Origin of the sequence: Lysinibacillus sp. NPDC048646 (genome assembly GCF_050272295.1) — a bacterium.
GTDB lineage: Bacteria > Bacillota > Bacilli > Bacillales_A > Planococcaceae > Lysinibacillus.
Genome location: NZ_JBNNLZ010000004.1, coordinates 1 through 17378, shown reverse-complemented (window position 1 = coordinate 17378; position 17378 = coordinate 1). Strand labels below are relative to the sequence as shown.

18 protein-coding genes are annotated in these 17378 nt (G+C 34.0%); 5 read left to right on the top strand and 13 right to left on the bottom strand.

Translation table 11 applies throughout. From position 1 onward, the window contains the following. Nucleotides 1-174: 174 nt before the first annotated feature. The 3 genes from ACQKII_RS06640 to ACQKII_RS06630 form a co-directional block, all read right to left on the bottom strand. On the bottom strand, nt 175-1191 hold the full coding sequence (locus ACQKII_RS06640) for a TAXI family TRAP transporter solute-binding subunit (RefSeq protein WP_427457517.1): 1017 nt from the start codon (nt 1189-1191) through the stop codon (nt 175-177). A 379-nt stretch (nt 1192-1570) separates the two neighbouring features. After that, entirely contained in the window at nt 1571-2146 is a 576-nt protein-coding gene (locus tag ACQKII_RS06635; RefSeq protein WP_427457515.1) for a superoxide dismutase family protein, read from the bottom strand. 570 nt (nt 2147-2716) lie between these two features. Further along, on the bottom strand, nt 2717-3493 hold the full coding sequence (locus ACQKII_RS06630; RefSeq protein WP_427457513.1) for a 3D domain-containing protein: 777 nt from the start codon (nt 3491-3493) through the stop codon (nt 2717-2719). Nucleotides 3494-3784: 291 nt separating this feature from the next. Here ACQKII_RS06630 and ACQKII_RS06625 point away from each other — a divergent pair, with 291 nt between their 5' ends. Together ACQKII_RS06625 and ACQKII_RS06620 are read left to right on the top strand one after the other, a co-directional pair. Continuing rightward, nucleotides 3785-3967 carry a putative motility protein gene (locus tag ACQKII_RS06625; RefSeq protein WP_427457511.1) on the top strand — a complete coding sequence of 61 codons (183 nt, stop codon included), beginning with the start codon at nt 3785-3787 and terminating at the stop codon, nt 3965-3967. Nucleotides 3968-4107: 140 nt separating this feature from the next. Next, nucleotides 4108-5217, top strand: a complete 1110-nt coding sequence (locus ACQKII_RS06620) for a response regulator (RefSeq protein ID WP_427457509.1) — start codon at nt 4108-4110, stop codon at nt 5215-5217. A 72-nt stretch (nt 5218-5289) separates the two neighbouring features. Here ACQKII_RS06620 and ACQKII_RS06615 read toward each other — a convergent pair whose 3' ends face one another. After that, complete coding sequence (locus ACQKII_RS06615; protein ID WP_427457507.1) at nt 5290-6312, bottom strand: GGDEF domain-containing protein; 1023 nt, start codon at nt 6310-6312, stop codon at nt 5290-5292. 271 nt (nt 6313-6583) lie between these two features. Between ACQKII_RS06615 and ACQKII_RS06610 the strand changes: the two genes are divergently transcribed. Beyond that, a complete protein-coding gene (locus tag ACQKII_RS06610) occupies nt 6584-9622 on the top strand; it encodes a hybrid sensor histidine kinase/response regulator (protein ID WP_427457505.1) in 3039 nt (1012 codons plus the stop codon). Between the two features lie 113 nt (nt 9623-9735). Here the strand turns inward: ACQKII_RS06610 and ACQKII_RS06605 are convergent, their stop codons facing one another. From ACQKII_RS06605 to ACQKII_RS06565, 9 genes are all read right to left on the bottom strand, one after another. Next, on the bottom strand, nt 9736-10176 hold the full coding sequence (locus ACQKII_RS06605) for a hypothetical protein (protein ID WP_427457503.1): 441 nt from the start codon (nt 10174-10176) through the stop codon (nt 9736-9738). A gap of 335 nt (nt 10177-10511) precedes the next feature. Beyond that, on the bottom strand, nt 10512-12323 hold the full coding sequence (locus tag ACQKII_RS06600) for an ABC transporter ATP-binding protein (RefSeq protein WP_427457501.1): 1812 nt from the start codon (nt 12321-12323) through the stop codon (nt 10512-10514). A gap of 79 nt (nt 12324-12402) precedes the next feature. After that, nucleotides 12403-12561, bottom strand: a complete 159-nt coding sequence (locus ACQKII_RS06595) for a hypothetical protein (RefSeq protein WP_427457499.1) — start codon at nt 12559-12561, stop codon at nt 12403-12405. Nucleotides 12562-12598: 37 nt separating this feature from the next. Then, a complete protein-coding gene (locus ACQKII_RS06590) occupies nt 12599-12991 on the bottom strand; it encodes a hypothetical protein (RefSeq protein WP_427457497.1) in 393 nt (130 codons plus the stop codon). After that, nucleotides 12982-13461: a hypothetical protein gene (locus ACQKII_RS06585; protein ID WP_427457496.1), complete on the bottom strand. Its 480-nt coding sequence runs from the start codon at nt 13459-13461 to the stop codon at nt 12982-12984. The genes ACQKII_RS06590 and ACQKII_RS06585 overlap by 10 nt, the downstream gene beginning before the upstream one ends. Then, the gene (locus ACQKII_RS06580; RefSeq protein WP_427457950.1) at nt 13458-13958 is read right to left on the bottom strand and encodes a MauE/DoxX family redox-associated membrane protein; all 501 of its coding nucleotides are present in this window, start codon (nt 13956-13958) and stop codon (nt 13458-13460) included. The genes ACQKII_RS06585 and ACQKII_RS06580 overlap by 4 nt, the downstream gene beginning before the upstream one ends. Nucleotides 13959-13979: 21 nt before the next feature. Next, nucleotides 13980-14399, bottom strand: coding sequence for a hypothetical protein (locus tag ACQKII_RS06575; protein ID WP_427457494.1), 420 nt, complete (start codon nt 14397-14399; stop codon nt 13980-13982). 2 nt (nt 14400-14401) lie between these two features. Beyond that, the gene (locus ACQKII_RS06570; protein WP_427457493.1) at nt 14402-14866 is read right to left on the bottom strand and encodes a TlpA family protein disulfide reductase; all 465 of its coding nucleotides are present in this window, start codon (nt 14864-14866) and stop codon (nt 14402-14404) included. A gap of 460 nt (nt 14867-15326) precedes the next feature. Next, nucleotides 15327-15527, bottom strand: a complete 201-nt coding sequence (locus ACQKII_RS06565; protein ID WP_427457491.1) for a hypothetical protein — start codon at nt 15525-15527, stop codon at nt 15327-15329. A gap of 324 nt (nt 15528-15851) precedes the next feature. Between ACQKII_RS06565 and ACQKII_RS06560 the strand changes: the two genes are divergently transcribed. Both ACQKII_RS06560 and ACQKII_RS06555 read left to right on the top strand, forming a co-directional pair. Continuing rightward, a complete protein-coding gene (locus ACQKII_RS06560) occupies nt 15852-16493 on the top strand; it encodes a YfbR-like 5'-deoxynucleotidase (protein ID WP_427457489.1) in 642 nt (213 codons plus the stop codon). Between the two features lie 100 nt (nt 16494-16593). Further along, nucleotides 16594-17109, top strand: a complete 516-nt coding sequence (locus ACQKII_RS06555) for a zf-HC2 domain-containing protein (protein WP_427457487.1) — start codon at nt 16594-16596, stop codon at nt 17107-17109. The last annotated feature ends 269 nt before the right edge of the window (nt 17110-17378 follow it).

The following is a 17378-nucleotide window of genomic DNA, read 5'->3' as shown; positions in this document are numbered from 1 at the left end:
ACTTTAAAAACCATGCGCTTTTTAATCGTTACGTCTGACAAGAAAAGGGGCTCGAAGCTTTACGCAATCCGAGCCCCTTTGTATGTTTAAGAAGTATAAATCTTATCAATGTCTAGGCATCCCTTGCCATGCTTATCCTACATGGACTTGCGCGATGCATTTACCTTTGTTCAATTATTTTTTCTCATCAAAGTATTTTTGAGCACCAGGGTGAACATCAATACTAATACCATCTAACCCAGTTTCAGCTTTGATAAGACGGCCTTTGTCATGAGAAATTTTATCGGTATTGTCGTAGATTGCTTTTGTCATCGAGTAAACGACATCTTCTGGAAGATCCTTTTTCACAGCTAGCATTGCAAGAACCGAAACCGTTTCAACCTCACTTCCGATACCGTAAGTACCAGAGGCTACATTATCTTTAGCATAGTATGGATATTTCGCAATTAACTCATCTGCTTTACCAGCATCTACACCAATAATATTTACTTTCGTAGTAGCATTTAACGCTTCAACAGCACCTGTTGGTGTACCTGCTGTAATGAATGCTGCATCTATTTGACCTGATTGGAGACCGTCAGTTGACTCCCCAAAATCTAAGTTTTGTGCTTTAATGTCATCCATTGTTAAACCATGGATTTCAAGTAGTTGCTCAGCATTTGCGTAAGTACCAGAACCCGGAGCACCTACAGAAACTTTTTTACCTTTTAAATCTGCATACGTTTTGATACCAGAAGCTTCCGTTGTTACTAACTGAACCGTTTCTGGATAAAGTGCACCTAAAGCTGAGATAGTATCGATTTTTTTGCCATCAAACATTAACTTACCTTCTGTTGCGTAATAAGCGATATCTGTTTGGACAAACGCGATTTCACCTTTTCCGTCTTGTAAAGCAGTCATATTAGCAGCAGATGCTTGAGAAACCTCAGCTGTTGTTTTAATGCCAGTGTCAGTTGTTATCAGATCAGCAAATGTACCACCAAGTGCATAATAAGTTCCTTGTGTACCACCTGTTAATAAACTCAAAAACTTAATGTCGGATTTTGGTTTATCAGTTGTGGCCGCATCACCATCTGTATTTTCTTTCCCTGTATCGTTTGATTTTGACCCACTATCAGATCCACATGCAGCTAAAATCAAAAGCGCAAATGCACTCAATAGCATTATTAATCTGAATTGCTTTTTCTTCATATTAACCTTCCCCCTTATGGTTATAATTAGGATTCTATTTAAAATTATCAAATTTAGTATAATATTGTCAATATATTTATAGTAAATTCTGACTTTTATAATTATACTGTACCACTAAAAAAACTTTATATCATATTTTATCGAATGCTATAAAATCCCTTTTTTACCTGAGATAATACACTAATCTCTTCACAACGAAATAAAATCCAGTTTCATAAGTGTATTAAAAATGTATATTAAAAAACTAAATTTTCCCTTTTTACTATTTTTATGGTATGAAATAAGTTCGATTTTTAGTTTTCCAGTCAATCTTTCTGTCAATAAAAATAGCTGTATCAAAAAGGAGTAGCCCCTTTTAATACAGCTTCTTTACTTAATTTTATTGGATTACACCACAAGCAATTCTTGCCCCTGAATTGCCAGCAGGATCTGTCTTATAGTCGTCGGCTGCTTCATGAATAACAAGCGCACTGCCGTCTTCATCAAACAATGAATTTTCCATATTTTTTTGTAAAGTTATGCCTTCAGCTAAAAATGTTAAATCCACGATACCGTCTTCCCCAATTTCAAGATTTGGTAAGTCACCTAAATGATAGCCTTTCGGATTCAGTTTGCCGTGCTCTTTTTTCATTGGATTAAAATGCCCTCCAGCTGATTCAAAAGTCGGTGGTTCACATTTTCCTACTGTATGAATATGAATACCGTGCGTTCCTGATGGTAACCCCGTTAATGCTAGCGTCATCATGACACCATTGTCCTCTTCTTGAAAATATGCATTCCCATAGCTTTCATTATTCGAACCGATGACTTTTGCGGTTGCCGTTAATGGTGAATTAGAGTTCGAATTAGATTGCGAATTGGCATTTACCGCTACTTCTTTCTCACTCTTATCAAAAAAATTACAGCCACCGACAAATACTGTTAACGACATGATTAATATAGTTATTTTTTTCATATAAATACCTCCTCTATTTCTGATGGTACCCATCTCAACATATAGTTATGCAATTTAGATAGTGATTTTGTCGCGCATACAAAGCAAAAGCCTCATTTTTTCTCGCCAGAAAGGTCTCATAATGCTAAGGATTATTAAAACTTTTGATTTTTTCTGTCCCGAGGGGGGCCCTTCATTACCTGAGCGGGTCGCTTCTCTACCCGAGCGGTTCTCCTCACTACTCGAGCGCTCCTCTTCACTACCCGAGCGGGCCGCTTCTCTACCCGAGCGGTTCTCCTCACTACTCGAGCGCTCCTCTTCATTACCCGAGCGGTTCACTTCATTACCCGAGCGATTCTCCTCACTACCTGAGCGGTTCTCTCCACTTCCCGAGCGGCCCGCTTCACTACCCGAGCAATTCCCTTCACTACCCGAGCAGTCCGCTTGACTACCTAGTGAAAATCAATAAGTCGAATTCATCCATATTTCTTGTAAAAGTAAAAAGACTGTAGACAAACTCTCGAACATTTTCGAGTTTGTTTACAGTCTGAGGTATCTCCTATTGTTTAGGAGATACCTCTTTCACAATCATTAATCTAAAATTTTCACAGTTACTGTACGGACACCCCAATTTCGAGCTTGTCCATCTGAAGGAATGAAAACATCAATTTTATTGCCTTTAATCGCTCCACCAGTATCAGCTGCGACTGCCTCTCCATAACCTTCTACCCAAACCTTCGTACCAAGAGGAATAACACGTGGGTCGACGGCGATTACTTTTAACCCAGGGTTTGATCGTATATCTGTCCCATTTGCTGTTATGCCTGAACATCCTTCACAATATGCTGTATAGGCGGTCGCGCGCATTGTATAAGTTTGCCCTGAAGCATTTGCTGGTGCGCTCGCCGGTTTAGTGGCTGAGGTTGCAGCAGAAGTCGCGGCAGGTTTCTTATATGTGCTCACGGCCGTTTTTGGCTTTGCCGCTGATGCTTTGATGGCTAATAATTCGCCTGCGTAAATCCAATCTGATGAAAGATTATTCCACTCTTTTAATTCTTCCACTGTTACATCGTAGACAAATGCAAGGTTAAATAATGTATCGCCATATTCAATAAGATGGTTATCTTTTGTAGATTCTTCTTCTTTCTCGACTTTCTCTGCATTCAAATCCTGATCCGGATGAATCCAAATCGAATCAACTTCGTCTAGCTGTTGCAACTCAGCTAGACTCAAATTGTATTCCCGCGAGATTCCCCACAATGTGTCGCCCGTTTTCACACTATATACGCCCTCTGCAGACGAGGGACTTGCAAACATACTTACGCTAAGTGTCAAGGCTACAGCTAAAGCTATTGCTTGTTTCTTCATATTAAGTAATACCTCCATTTTTTTATTTCCTGCAATCTCCTACTAGCACATTAGCGTTAGGCTCATATATGCAAATAACCAATCAGATTGCAACTAAACAACACAGGACAATGGACCTGATATTACAAATTATTACTATAAAAACGGAAAAATATACAATATCAATCATATTTTTAGCAATTTAAACATATTTTCGGGAAAAATCTTAACATGATGCCCATACATATCATCATGTTAACAGTTGGAAATTCGTAGTTTATAACCGATAATAGGAAAAAGGAGGAATGTGGAATGGATATTAACGCTATGATGGGGTCACAGGTTTTAGAGCTACAACAAACCTTACAAATGAGTGTTATGCAAAATGCCCTTAATTTAAATACGTCTGTTGCTGTCGAATTATTAAAAGATATGCCACAGCCACAAGTTGCTGCACATCCTTATAAAGGGGCAGTTATTGACGTTTCTATTTAACACTATGTTGTGAAAAATATGAATGCTACCTTTTTAAATAAGTAATTCCATTTCTTCAATACTGTTTATTGAATGAAAATTTAGTAATAACATGCATATTATTTGAAAGTTGGTGCCCGTCTGTGATTAGAGTAATAATAATGGACGATGAGCCATTAGCTCTTATTAACATGGAAAAAAGGTTAAAAGAATTTGATTCCGTTGAAATCGTTAAATCCTTTTCAACCTTAAATGATTTGCTTACTGAGGGACCCACATTGGATATTCAAGTAGCATTTTTAGATGTTGAAATGCCTGGCATGAACGGCTTAGAAATAGCCCAATTATTAAAACAATGGCATAAGAATATTCATATCATTTTTGTTACAGCATACCGTGATTATGCTGTTCAAGCATTTGATATTCAATCCCTCGACTATTTATTAAAGCCCATCTCCAAATCGAGATTAGAGACAACAATAAATAGAATTCAAGAACTCTCCCAGCACGAAAAAAAATTAACTCCCGCACAAAAACACAATGAACCATCACTTAAAATACAATGCTTTGGAGGGTTTAATGTCTCCTTTAATGATAAAATTGTTCACTGGCGAACTGTGAAAACAAAGGAGTTATTTGCCTTTCTTTTTTCTAATCTTTATAGTCATGTACCTCGAGATATAATTATCGATGCACTATGGGCAGAGACAGATTATAAAAAGGCTCGGGTACAATTGCATACAACAGTTTCCTATTTACGGACCACTCTGTCCGCTTTAGGTTATGTAAACGTGCTACATTATGCAAATGGATGCTATACCTTGCAGTTAGAGGATTTTCAATGTGATGTGCTTGACTTAGAGCAATTATTGAAACATAAAGAAGAGAACGAGGAGCTCGATGTAGAAAAAGCAGAGACATTTATACAAAATTATCACGGTGATTATATGGCGACATTAGATTATCCATGGATTAATGGTAAAGCGATTTTCTTTAACAACCAATTTACAATTTTACTAAATTTTTTAGTAGAACATTATACAGCTACACATGCACTAAAAAGACGAGAACTTATCCTACTTTTATCTTTAGATTATAGTCCTTATTCAGATAAAATCATTCAACAGCTTATTCACCATTATATAGAAGTCGATAATCGCGCAAATGCAATAAGAATATACAATACATTTAGAAATAACTTGTTAACAGACCTTGACATCCTCCCTAATCAAGATACCATCGAGCTATTCAATACTATTTCGGCAGAGTAAAAAACATAAAGTAGCTGTCTTTTAAACAGACGTTAGTCAAAGACAGCTATTTCTAATGTTGTCGGTTTGCAATTAGTAAGTTGTACCTGAAAATTCCCCAACTATACAAACACAATTTCTCCCAGATTGTTTAGCCTCATATAAAGCCTGATCAGCTATAGCAATCAACTGTTTAGGGGTTTTTATGGCTGTTGAAAATGCAGTAATTCCCGCTGACAAGGTAACTGGATGCCCAAAAAGATTCTCTGCCAAAGCTTGTTTAACACGTAAATTCTCTGCTACCTCCACCGCTTCCTCTATCGTAGTAGATGGTAAAATAATCATAAACTCTTCTCCACCATAGCGAAAACAAATTCCATGTTGATTGACGCTCTCTTGCATGATCTTTGCAAAAGCTTTTAATACTTCATCACCCGCTGTATGACCATATGTATCGTTTACATTTTTAAAATTATCTAAATCTATCAGAACAATTGCATGTGGTACTTTATTTGTAAATAATTCATTTAATACTTGATCCATACTCCTGCGATTCGGAATTCCTGTTAATGAATCTAGCTTTAATTGTTTAGTTAAATCAGCTATCCTATTTCTCGACTCTGTTAACGTATTCAATACAGCATTTTTCAAGTGATACGCTTCCAAATACCAGCCATCAATTTCCTCTAAATTTTGTATCCCCCCCCCTCCCTCTATACCCGTTGCAAGGCCTTTTAGAGGTCGAATAATTTTTACAGCGATCCATACTGTTAATACAAATAACACTAATAAAGTTAGCGCTAAAGGAAATATTATTTTTTTAAAAAGGGCATTAAATGGAACAGCTTTTTCTTCGAGTACATGGTTAGCTGCTTGTTCAAACACCGCCTCTGATTCTATTCCATTCTTAGAATCTTGCATTGTCATTTGTCCATAATCATTGATTATGCTAGAAATTTCCTTTCTATACGCCTCTTGCAAGTCACCATTATTTTCTATAAGTATTTCATTAAAACTTTGATAACTGCTCCAAATAGTTATAGTAGTTGTAGCGAGTATGCTAACCATCACAATACTAACGATCAAAAAAGATAATTTAAATTTGAATTTACACACAATAGATCCATTCTCCCATTGAGATGATTTTTTTGTGAAACCCTTTATACTTGTTTCAACTCATATATAATTTTATATATCCAATACAACATCATACGCTATAGCTCTTAAAAAAAACTTAACAAGTGATAGATTTACCGCTTTTCGACAAATTATAACTAGATCGAAAAGAACTAATGTCTCACAGTAAATCAGCCAAAATAGTATTTTTAGAGTATTTTTTAAGAAAATGCTTATTTTCTTTTTTATTAATTATTCTCTGGAGGCTTTTATGTTAAAAAAAACAACAACACGACACCTACTTATTATTGTTTTGATTTTTATTGTCCTTTCTACCCTCCGCATACTTTGGCTAGCATATTTCTTACCTTCTAATGATCAGCCATCTGCTAAAGGTGGCATTTTGGATATGCAAAATCAAATTTTGTCAGACGACAATGTTTTCTATTTAAATGGCGAGTGGCTCTATTATCCTGGATTATTATTAGCTACAATCAATGGCAATCATAGCATGGCCACTTTCCCATTAGATAAAAGCGTCCTAACTATTCCACAGCGTGATAGCGAAGCAGTGACACAACAATTTGGCACATACCGCTTAAAAATCTTACTAGACGATAATGATTCATCAGACTATCAATATGCTATCCGGGTACCAGCAATTCCTACTGCTTCAGAGCTATACGTCAATGGCAAACTTGTAGGGCAATCCGGAACAGTAGCCACAGACGCTAACATACATAAAGGGCAAGCCGCACCTTATACCGTCTACTTTACGGAAAAGGAGTCCGAAATCGACATACTTTTACAGGTATCCAATTTCGATACACCAGTTAATACTGTTATTAACAAAAGAATTTCCTTTACTTCTGCATCTGCCATGACACATTACCAAACTATTACTAAGCTATCTCTTGCTACTATCTCGGTGATAATCATTATGTATGCACTCTTTAGCATTCTTGTTTTTCTATTTATTTACCGTAAAAAGATAGTATTACTGTTCACAGTAGGCTTTCTTTTGCCATTAGTTGATGAATTAATAACTTATGATCGTTCCATTCTTGATTGGTTAAATCTCGATTATGTATGGTCTTTAAAACTGTCTAATATCGTTTACCTAGGCGCTTCCTTTTTCTTTGTACAATTTATGCGTGTTTTACTTGTCAAATATCAACATGCTAAGTGCTTCCGATGGTTCTCTATTTTATATGCTCTAGGAACACTGTTAATCATTTTGTTACCTATTCAATGGTTGCACGCCGCCAATTCTCTATTCTTTATTCTTTATATTGTTTCTTTTTTATATGTTGTAGTGCTTGCTTTAAGGGAGTACGTTGAAAACCAAAAGACTTCCGCCTTTATTGCATTCACAGCTCTTGGTACAACCAACGGAATTATATGGGGGCTTATAAAAACAACCTACGTTTTAGATATTCCCTTTTATCCGTTCGATTATTTATTTATTGTTCTTGGATTTACGGGGTATTGGTTTAAACGATTTTATGAAAATACACAGCAAATCAACAAGCTTGTCGCTGATTTACAAAAAGATGATGAACAAAAAGATGAATTTTTAGCTAGTAACGCACAAAAACTGTGGAATCCGATGAATAAAATGATTACTCTCGGACAATCAATTTATGATAATCCACACAATACCCTTGCTAGTGAAGATAAACAAAATTTGAAGTATTTAATTGATATTGGAAGAAGCATGTCCTTTACACTAAATGACATTCTTGATTTTACTCGGTTAAAAGAAGGCAACCTATATCTTCATAAAAAAAATGTGAGTATTCAAGGGGCCATTTCAGGGGTATTTGATATGCTTCGATTTATTACGGAGGGAAAACAAATACAGATGACTTCGACTATTTCCAGGTCCTTCCCTCATATAGTAGCTGATGAAAACCGTCTGATTCAAATTTTATTTAACCTTTTACATAATGCTATTAAATATACGGGTGCTGGCTCAATAGAAATTAGTGCACGCATAGAAAAAAATATGGCTGTTATTCTTATTAGCGATACTGGTTTAGGCATTGATGGTGATTTTCAAAATCGTCTATTTTCTCCTTACGAGCAAGGAAACGTGGCTGATGAGGGTATTGGTATCGGCTTATTCGTCTGTAAGCAACTAATTGAGTTGCATGGTGGGACATTACAAATTCAATCAATCTCAAACAAGGGATCGGACGTGACTTTCACATTACCACTTGCTGAAGAAAGTACTGTTGCAGATGAGGCTCTGTGTGTTAATCTAGCAGCTGATTCATTAACATCTGAAAGTATGCATCCAGAAGTATCTTCTACAGTCAATCACTTTAATATTTTAATGGTCGATGATGATCCCATTAATTTGCGGATTATGCGAAGCTTATTTGAGTCTACAGAATACGATATCACTGCTGTTACAAGCAGTGACAAGGCGTTGGAATTGCTACAGCGGCATAATTGGGATTTGATTATTATTGATGCAATGCTACCGTATATATCAGGCTATGCCTTAATTGAGTTCATCCGAGAGCATTATTCAGTACTTGAATTACCCATTTTATTATTAACAGCACGGAATTATCCTGAAGATGTTTATACAGGCTTTGCTCATGGGGCAAATGATTATGTGACAAAGCCCATCAATTCACTGGAATTAAAAGTTCGTGCAAGAGCTTTAATTAATTTAAAGTATAGTATTAATCAACGCTTACATTTAGAAACAGCATGGCTTCAAGCCCAAATACAGCCGCATTTTTTGTTTAATACACTCAATACAATTGCATCACTAAGTACGATTGATACAGATCGAATGATTGACTTAATGCATCACTTTGGTGAATATCTCCGTGCGAGTTTCGATGTCAGGAACCTTCAGCGAGTTGTTCCACTTCAAGATGAACTAGAGCTTGTCCGCTCCTATCTTTATATTAATCAACAGCGCTTTGAGGGACTTTTAAAAATCGAATGGGACGTTGACGAGAATATTGACATTGAAATCCCCCCTATTTCTTTACAAACTTTAGTAGAAAATGCAATTTGCCACGGTATATTAAAACAACAAGGTGGTGGAACTGTGTGCATCCATATTAAAGATTTTTCGGATTACGTAGCAATCAGTGTGATAGACGATGGTGTTGGTATTGAACCAAGTACATTAGCTGAATTGCAATCTGGAAACAATCCAACGAGTACCGGTGTGGGACTTCGTAATACTGACCTACGCCTTAAAAGGATCTATGGTCAAAGATTGCAAATTAAAAGTATACCGAATGAAGGAACGACTATTACTTTCCATATACCAAAAAATTGATTAAAACGAGAGCTTATTAATTATTCAGCGCTTTTTAACTTCTTACTGAAACTAGAAGAGCCATTATCTTCTCAAATGAGTTGATAATGGCTCTTTTTATACTGTCGTAACCTTTACCAAAGTATTGGCTTCGCGACCATTAACCACAGCATAATAAGTAATAATACAATATACATCCATGCCTTTCGATGTAATAGTGAAGCAAATTGTTGCTGATTGTAGGCTGGTGTATTAAATGTTCTAATAGTTGGTTTAAATGCTCGTGCCAAAAAGACAATGGAACCCAGCATCACTAGAAATGTAAGTACTACCCATGAAGTAGTCCACGGATAACCCCCACGCCACATCAATAAAATGCCAGATGCAACTAGCACATGTCCAGCATGTTTGACAATAGTAATGGCAGCCTGAAACGTCTCAATATACGGTGGCATTTCTGTCTGCTGTGCTTTACGCATTCTTTTGACAATTGCTAAAACAACAAACAATGGCCCAATCGAAAGTATGGCACTTAAAATATGTATATAGAGAAGAAGTGAATAAATCGTTATCATGGTGCATACTCCCCCTTTAATGACTCATCCTAATTATAGCATCCGGTATAGCACGTTCTAATAACAATTGTGAATCCTTTGTAAACGCAAAGTGAGCCTTTGTTAAATTGTTTGAAATGAGCGCAAAAAGGGTATAGCTTATAGTATACTGAACCACCTAAGAAAACTGTAGAACTGGTTATTCAAAAACCTTTGAACCTCTTGTGTTCACATTATTTTAAAAAGAAGCACCAACAAAAAGGTAGTTTACCTGTCTGTTAGTGCCTCCGGTATAATTGATTATTTTATCAAAATCAATAATAATTTTTCGTATTAATCTCGATAGTCATAATTAATTAGTTAAATTCATATTCTTTTTGTTTGTACCATTTGGCTTGCATATTAAATAGTTCTTTATATTCGCCATTAAGGAGTATCAATTCATCATGAGTGCCTTGTTCAACGAGTTCGCCGTCTTTCATTACTAGTATAACGTCAGCGTTTATACAGCTCCCCAAACGATGTGTTACAAAAATTGAAGTTTTCCCTATCGAGATATCTAAAAATTCTTCAATAATCTTTGCCTCACTAACTGGATCTAAAGCTGCAGTTGGTTCATCTAGTATAATAATTGGACTATCTTTAAACAACGCCCTACCTAATGCGATTTTTTGCCATTCTCCTCCTGAAAGCTCTCGCCCATGCAAAGTGGCTCCAACATTATCTGTTAGTCCTAAATCATATTTTCTTAATAATTCGGATGTTCCAGTCCTTTGAATAACTTCGTTAAATCTATCCTTAATATCTTCGTTTAGTTCACTATTTAACGTTATATTCTCCAATAATGACATCTCATATTTTAAAAAATCTTGGAAAACAGTACTGAAATATATCTCTCTATCTTCTTTACAAATAAGTCCTCCATTTAAAAGAACTTTACCATTATTAGTTGTATATAGGCCTGTTAAACATTTCACCAATGTACTTTTACCGGAACCATTTCTACCGACGATGGCCACTTTCTTCCCAGGAGTTATATCAAATGAGATATTTTTTAAAATAAGATGTTCGTGATTAGGATAAGAGAAAGAAATATTATCTACGCTTAGACTCCTAAACTCATTATTATTGTTTTCATTTTCAATACTTGATTTCTCAATAGGAACTTCTCTTAAGAAATCATAATAATCATTTATAGAAAGAGAATCCCTATAAATTCTTCCCGTTGATGATGCAAGTTGATAGCTAATATTTAAAGAACTTGAAAGCACTTGAGATAACGCCACAAATTTAGCGATTGTAATTTTCTTTGTTAAAACATAGAACGCTAGTAAACTTAAAAAGAGAAGATTTAAAGTAATTTGCAAAACACTTACATATAACAATTTCTTATTAATTTTTTTCTCCAAACTATATTGTTCGTCACCAACAATCCAATATAGTTCCTTCCATTTTCTAATGAAATATGATGCATGCTTAAATATACGGAATTCCTTAGCAACCTCTTTAGATTTGAATAATTCCTCTAAATATTCAATATTTCTATTTTTTAAAATTTGACTTAAAAATTGATCATAATCTGATTTTGATGTATACACATGAATACCAATTAAAAGTATGACTATAAAAAATAGTAAAAGTGCGATAGACCAGTGGATTAAATAAAGGGTAACAACAAATCCTATGAAAGTTATACTTGATTGGATACAGGTAAGTACTTGCATTAAATATGTACATGATGTCCTTCCAACATCTAAAGTAGCTCTTTGCAATGAATTATAGTAATTTAAATCATCGTAGTAAATTAACGGGATACTTGCACACATTGTGAAAATTTCGTTATTAAAAAAATGCTCCATTTTTTGTTTTAATCTAAATTCAATAATTTTACTTATATAATTTATGTATTCCATTAAAACAAAGTATCCAAACTGTAATAAAATGAACAGAAATGGCGTACTAGTAATAGATGCATTCTCAAGATCTCTAATCAAAGAACTGATTGTTCTTTCGGTCAAAAATATATATATTAAAGGTGAGACTCCTTTTAATACGACTATAAATAAGGTACTTAAAAGGTATAGTGGAGAAACTTTATAAATAGTTGAAATAGTCTTTATTGTTACAAAAGTTATTAACTTACTATTGTATTTTACTTTCTTTAACATACCTTTCCTCCCATTTCATCTGAAAGTTCCATAAACAAAAAAATCTTCTCCAAATAATTTAGAGAAGATTTTTTTGAAATTAGCAACAACCTTTGTACACATCATCTGTACAATCAGAACCATTTGTATAAACGTGTTTCGTTGTTTGCCACATCAAACGCTTAGTTCCACATGCACCTGAACAGAACGCAGCACCGATTATTACTTCATAAGAAATACCACTTTTATCACATGCCATAGTTATCACCTCCTTTAAAGACTTTGGTATATATAGTTTATTGTTCGTCTATAAATAGCGGATATCTGCAAAGTTCTTCATTATTTGCATAAATGATATATTTATAATTTCCACTAATATGAACAGGAAATCTTATTTCAACCATCCCATCAATTCCTGGAAACATTTCTTTAATTCTAAAATTTTTTAACTCAGGTAACATAGCTTCATATACTATTTCATCTAAAGGGTCTAAAACCTTTACACTACCGACACATGAATCTAATTCAATGTCTTCATTAAAAAGGTATTTAAAGTAGACATTTGTTATAGCCACTGTTGGAAATGTAGGAACTGACATTCTATTTAATACATTAAAAATCGTATGTTGTTTAACAATTGGATCAAATTCAATATTTTCAGCCACTAATATCTGACAATTTATATCCATACTTTCTTTCCCTTCAAGTTTTCATTATTCACTTCTAAAGCCTCTATACACTCGAAAGTATTTAATAAATTTGAGTGTTTTGAGAAACTACTATTCATAGGATCATAGATTATTAACTCATACTTATGTTCAAACAAAATTTCTTCTGTATGAATCAAATTATGATTTTTCCATTTCTCTATTTTTGTCTTAAATAGCCAAGTAGGAGAATTTAAGAATACATGACATTTCACTTCACTAGAACTCAGAAAATCATCCATTCTTTTAAAATCTGGCGATTCATAATTGATAAATACAAGTTTGAACTCAATTGAGTCATCTATTTTTAAATTATTTTTTATTAGGAAGTTTTTTAGTATTTTTATATCGTTGGAATGTATTTTTTTATTGATAGAATAAACACCTTTTAAACTCAACAATAGAAATAACATCAGCAATAATATTAGCAATATTATGAAATTATCAATCATATGTAATTAGCCTTCAACTTTTTAATTTGTAAAATTAAATCATAAAAAATAATTACTATTACGATAAGTAAAAATAAAGTGACTTCCAATTTAAAGTCTAACTGATAAGTTGGTAAAAAATGCTGAAGTAATAAGAGCCCTATCAAAATAAAGTTTCTAAATAAAGGATATTTATTCATAAACTCCATATCTCCAAAGCAACTGCAGCTTCTCCCTTTTAAATCATTCTCTTTTTTTCTCTTATTTAAAAGAATTAAACAAAAGAATATTAATAAGAGACCACAGAAAACAATCTTTATAGAACCAAATAAATTAAAGGCAAAACATATAGCTATTAATAATTCTGTGAATAGAAGAAAATAACTAGAGATATTAATAAGCTGGCGATTTTTTATAATTTTATAAGAATAAATTTCGCATTTTGTACTAGGAAATGACTTTACCTTCATATAAAATGACGCAAAAAATGTACTTGAAATCAGCAAACTTATAATCATAGAAAAGTAATTCAATATTAATTACCTACTTTCTTCTACAAAACTACTTACCTCTCCGATTTCATCAATCTCTTTGATTTTTTGAATGATCCCATTACTATCAATGAGTATCAGACTTGGTGTCAGAGCTACTAAATCATGAAATGAATCGTAATTAAGTGACATCACCGGGAATGAATATTCAAATTCTTTAATTATTTCTTCATTATCTGATTGCGTTCCGTCTGTTATTAAGACAAAATCCTGATTAAATTTACTTATTCCAGGTAATAAATCAATACAAATTTTACAATATAGAGATGCAAAGCAAACAACTGTATTTCTAGATAGTTCATAATTCTCCAGGAATAGCGGGAAAACATTACCTATCTTTAATATGTCCATTTCTTCGCGTATATCTCTATGGTTCATGAACATTTGCTTTATACTCTTAATACTCATAATTACACCCCTATTTCAGATACTATGCTCATTAATAATTTTTCTATCTGGTAAAAGGTCTTCCCATTATGTCCCATTTCAGTAAACAATATTTGCCCTACCCTATTTAATAAAAAAGTACTAGGTGTAGCAGAAACATTAAAACCTTTTTCCATGTCTCTATGCTTCATTTGATAAACAGTAGTTTTATTACTATAATACTCCTTCAAAAACTCTACATTTTCTGTAGGACTATCAAATAAAACGAGGGTGTTTGCATTAGGATATTTATCGATAAAATCTTTAAGCTCTTCAATAACTGGTAAACATCCATTACATGCCGTACTAAAAAAGAAAACTAGTAAATAATCATCTAGGTAATCATATAGTTTCACATCATTAATAGCATCGATAGTACCATTATTCAGAAAATCACCTATTTGTAACGGCTCTAAACGTTTTAGAAAACGTAAATTATCATCAATCATAATTCACCTCTTAATCCGACTTGTTGTTACCAATTATAACAAGAAAAACCAATAAATTACAATACTTTTTTAAAAAAATATATTTCAACATTATTTTTAAATTTATAACACATATTCACATAACATCTTTACATATTATAACCATATATTACATAATATTACAACACTTCTTTTCTTTAATTCCCTTTATTATCTAATTAAGTATAACAAAACCATATAAATATTTCCAATAATAATTTACTATTTATTCCCATAGTTAGTCTTATCTTCGAAAATACTTTTTAAATGTATAAAATCTAGCTTTTTAATTATGTCTCTTACTGTTCTTTTATTTTTTCACTACTCCTACACGTCTTCCCTTGCTCTCGCTTATCAAATATAAAAAGAAGCACCAACAAAACAGGTGGCTTACCTGTCTGTTAGTGCCTCCATTTTTTCCGTAAGTCGCTGAATGCTAAAGCTAAAATATAGAATGTTTTTCATCACCATATTTATTAATTGCTTCATTTGGTACACCTACAGCATTCAATTTTTCGTGATTAGCTACATTATTTTCAACAAGAATATAAGCATCTTCTCCACCGTTTTGTTCGATTTCCTCCATTGAACAATAAATACGAAATGCCATAAAACATAAAGAAAGCGACCATGTCTTTATCAATTTAAGAACACTTGAATGTATAGGTAGGAACCTTGTGAACCGCATTTTAAACACTGCATACAATAATAAAGCAATATTTAAAAGAATAATTCCTCATGGATTAAGACTCATTCGCGACAATCTTATGTGCACAAGGTGTACCAGTGACAGTAGTTGCAAAAATACTTGGTGATACACCTAATACTGTCATTACTAAAATGTTCAAGGTTTGGGGCACTTTTTCGGGAACCAATTCTAAAAATTGCCCGCAATCCCTTTGTAAAGTTGTATCCCTAGACATACCGAAACATGTTATAGTAACATGCACTTATAGAACAAAAAGGAGTGATTATTATAGGAATTCATCAATTTTTTACAAGTCTCAATGACCTAGAGCGCATTATCCGTTGCCCTGGTCGCTTCAAATTTGAAGAACATAATGTGGCAGCCCATTCGTGGAAGGTTTCTCAATATGCTATGTTCTTTGCAACTCTTGAAGAGATGAATGGAGCTACGGTAAATTGGAAATCATTATATGAAAAAACCATCAATCATGATTTCGCAGAAGTATTTATCGGCGATATTAAGACACCGGTAAAGCATGCAAGCCCAGAACTTAAGCAAATGCTTGCACATGTTGAAGAAAAAATGATGGAAAAATTTATTATCAATGAGATTCCTCAAGAGTTTCAGGCGATCTTTTCTGAGCGAATGAAGGAAGGTAAGGATGAAACAATAGAAGGACGGTTGCTCGAATTTGCTGACAAATTAGATCAATTTTACGAAGCCTTTGCTGAGTTAAAACGAGGTAACACTGATTTAGAATTTGTCTATATGTATCAAACGGCACTCTCCAAACTATTAGCTATCCCCCTAAAAGCAACCGTTCAATATTTCCGAACTGAAATTTTAAAGGATGCGGTGAAGGAAAAAACACATATCGATATCCAAGCTTTAACAAATGAAGTATTAAACACAAACGAATAATGTGCATGTACAAGTTTTCCGAATGAATTGACACACGGAAGGCTTTTTTTATTTTCTAAAAAAAGTCGTATAATAGAAGTGAACGATTGGAGGGAAGCTTTTGTCACAGGAATGTTCAATTGTAGAAGATTTATTACCTTTGTATAAAAAACAAGCACTACAAGCAGATACCGTAAATTTTATTGAGCAACATGTCGCTTGCTGCGAGCATTGTCAACAGCTCACTTATGCACAGCCATTGCCAAAACCTACGATACTCCCTTTTAAACAGACATTATCCTTCTTCCATGTGATATTCATTGTACTTTCCTTTATGTTTGCATTGAATTCTTCACTTCTTGGAAATCATCTTGGCTTTGTTGTGTCCTATGCACTTTTTGGATGTCTTACTTATTTGTTCTATAAAAATAGCTGGATTGTTTTTATCATAAGCTTTATTCCTGTCTTTGTTTGGGCCATCGTCGATAATGTGATGAGTCCACTATACATTGCAAAGACTTCCTTATCCGATATTGGGACATTGCTACTTGGTGCGACGTTTATCGCTATTTTACATACGATCTTTGCCCTGCTAGGCTCTGCTCTTGCCATTATTTTGCGCAAATTTTTTAGATAAAAAAGTAAAGAATCTAATAGTACAGCTTTTTCTATTCCGCAGAAGAACCTTAAGGGGCTGTCCCAAAAGCCTTTAATCAATAATAATCGCTCCCCGCGTGGTGAATATTTACACTTCACTTTCCAAGGGCAATGTACGTGCCGCTGGCGTTTACACGGGTTTTTACCTGTATATCGTAAGCCCGTATTCAAATAACGCATATAAACACGCAGCACCTCCCGGTACTATAAAGGTATCAATTAAAGGAGGTGCCTTTCATATGCCACAGC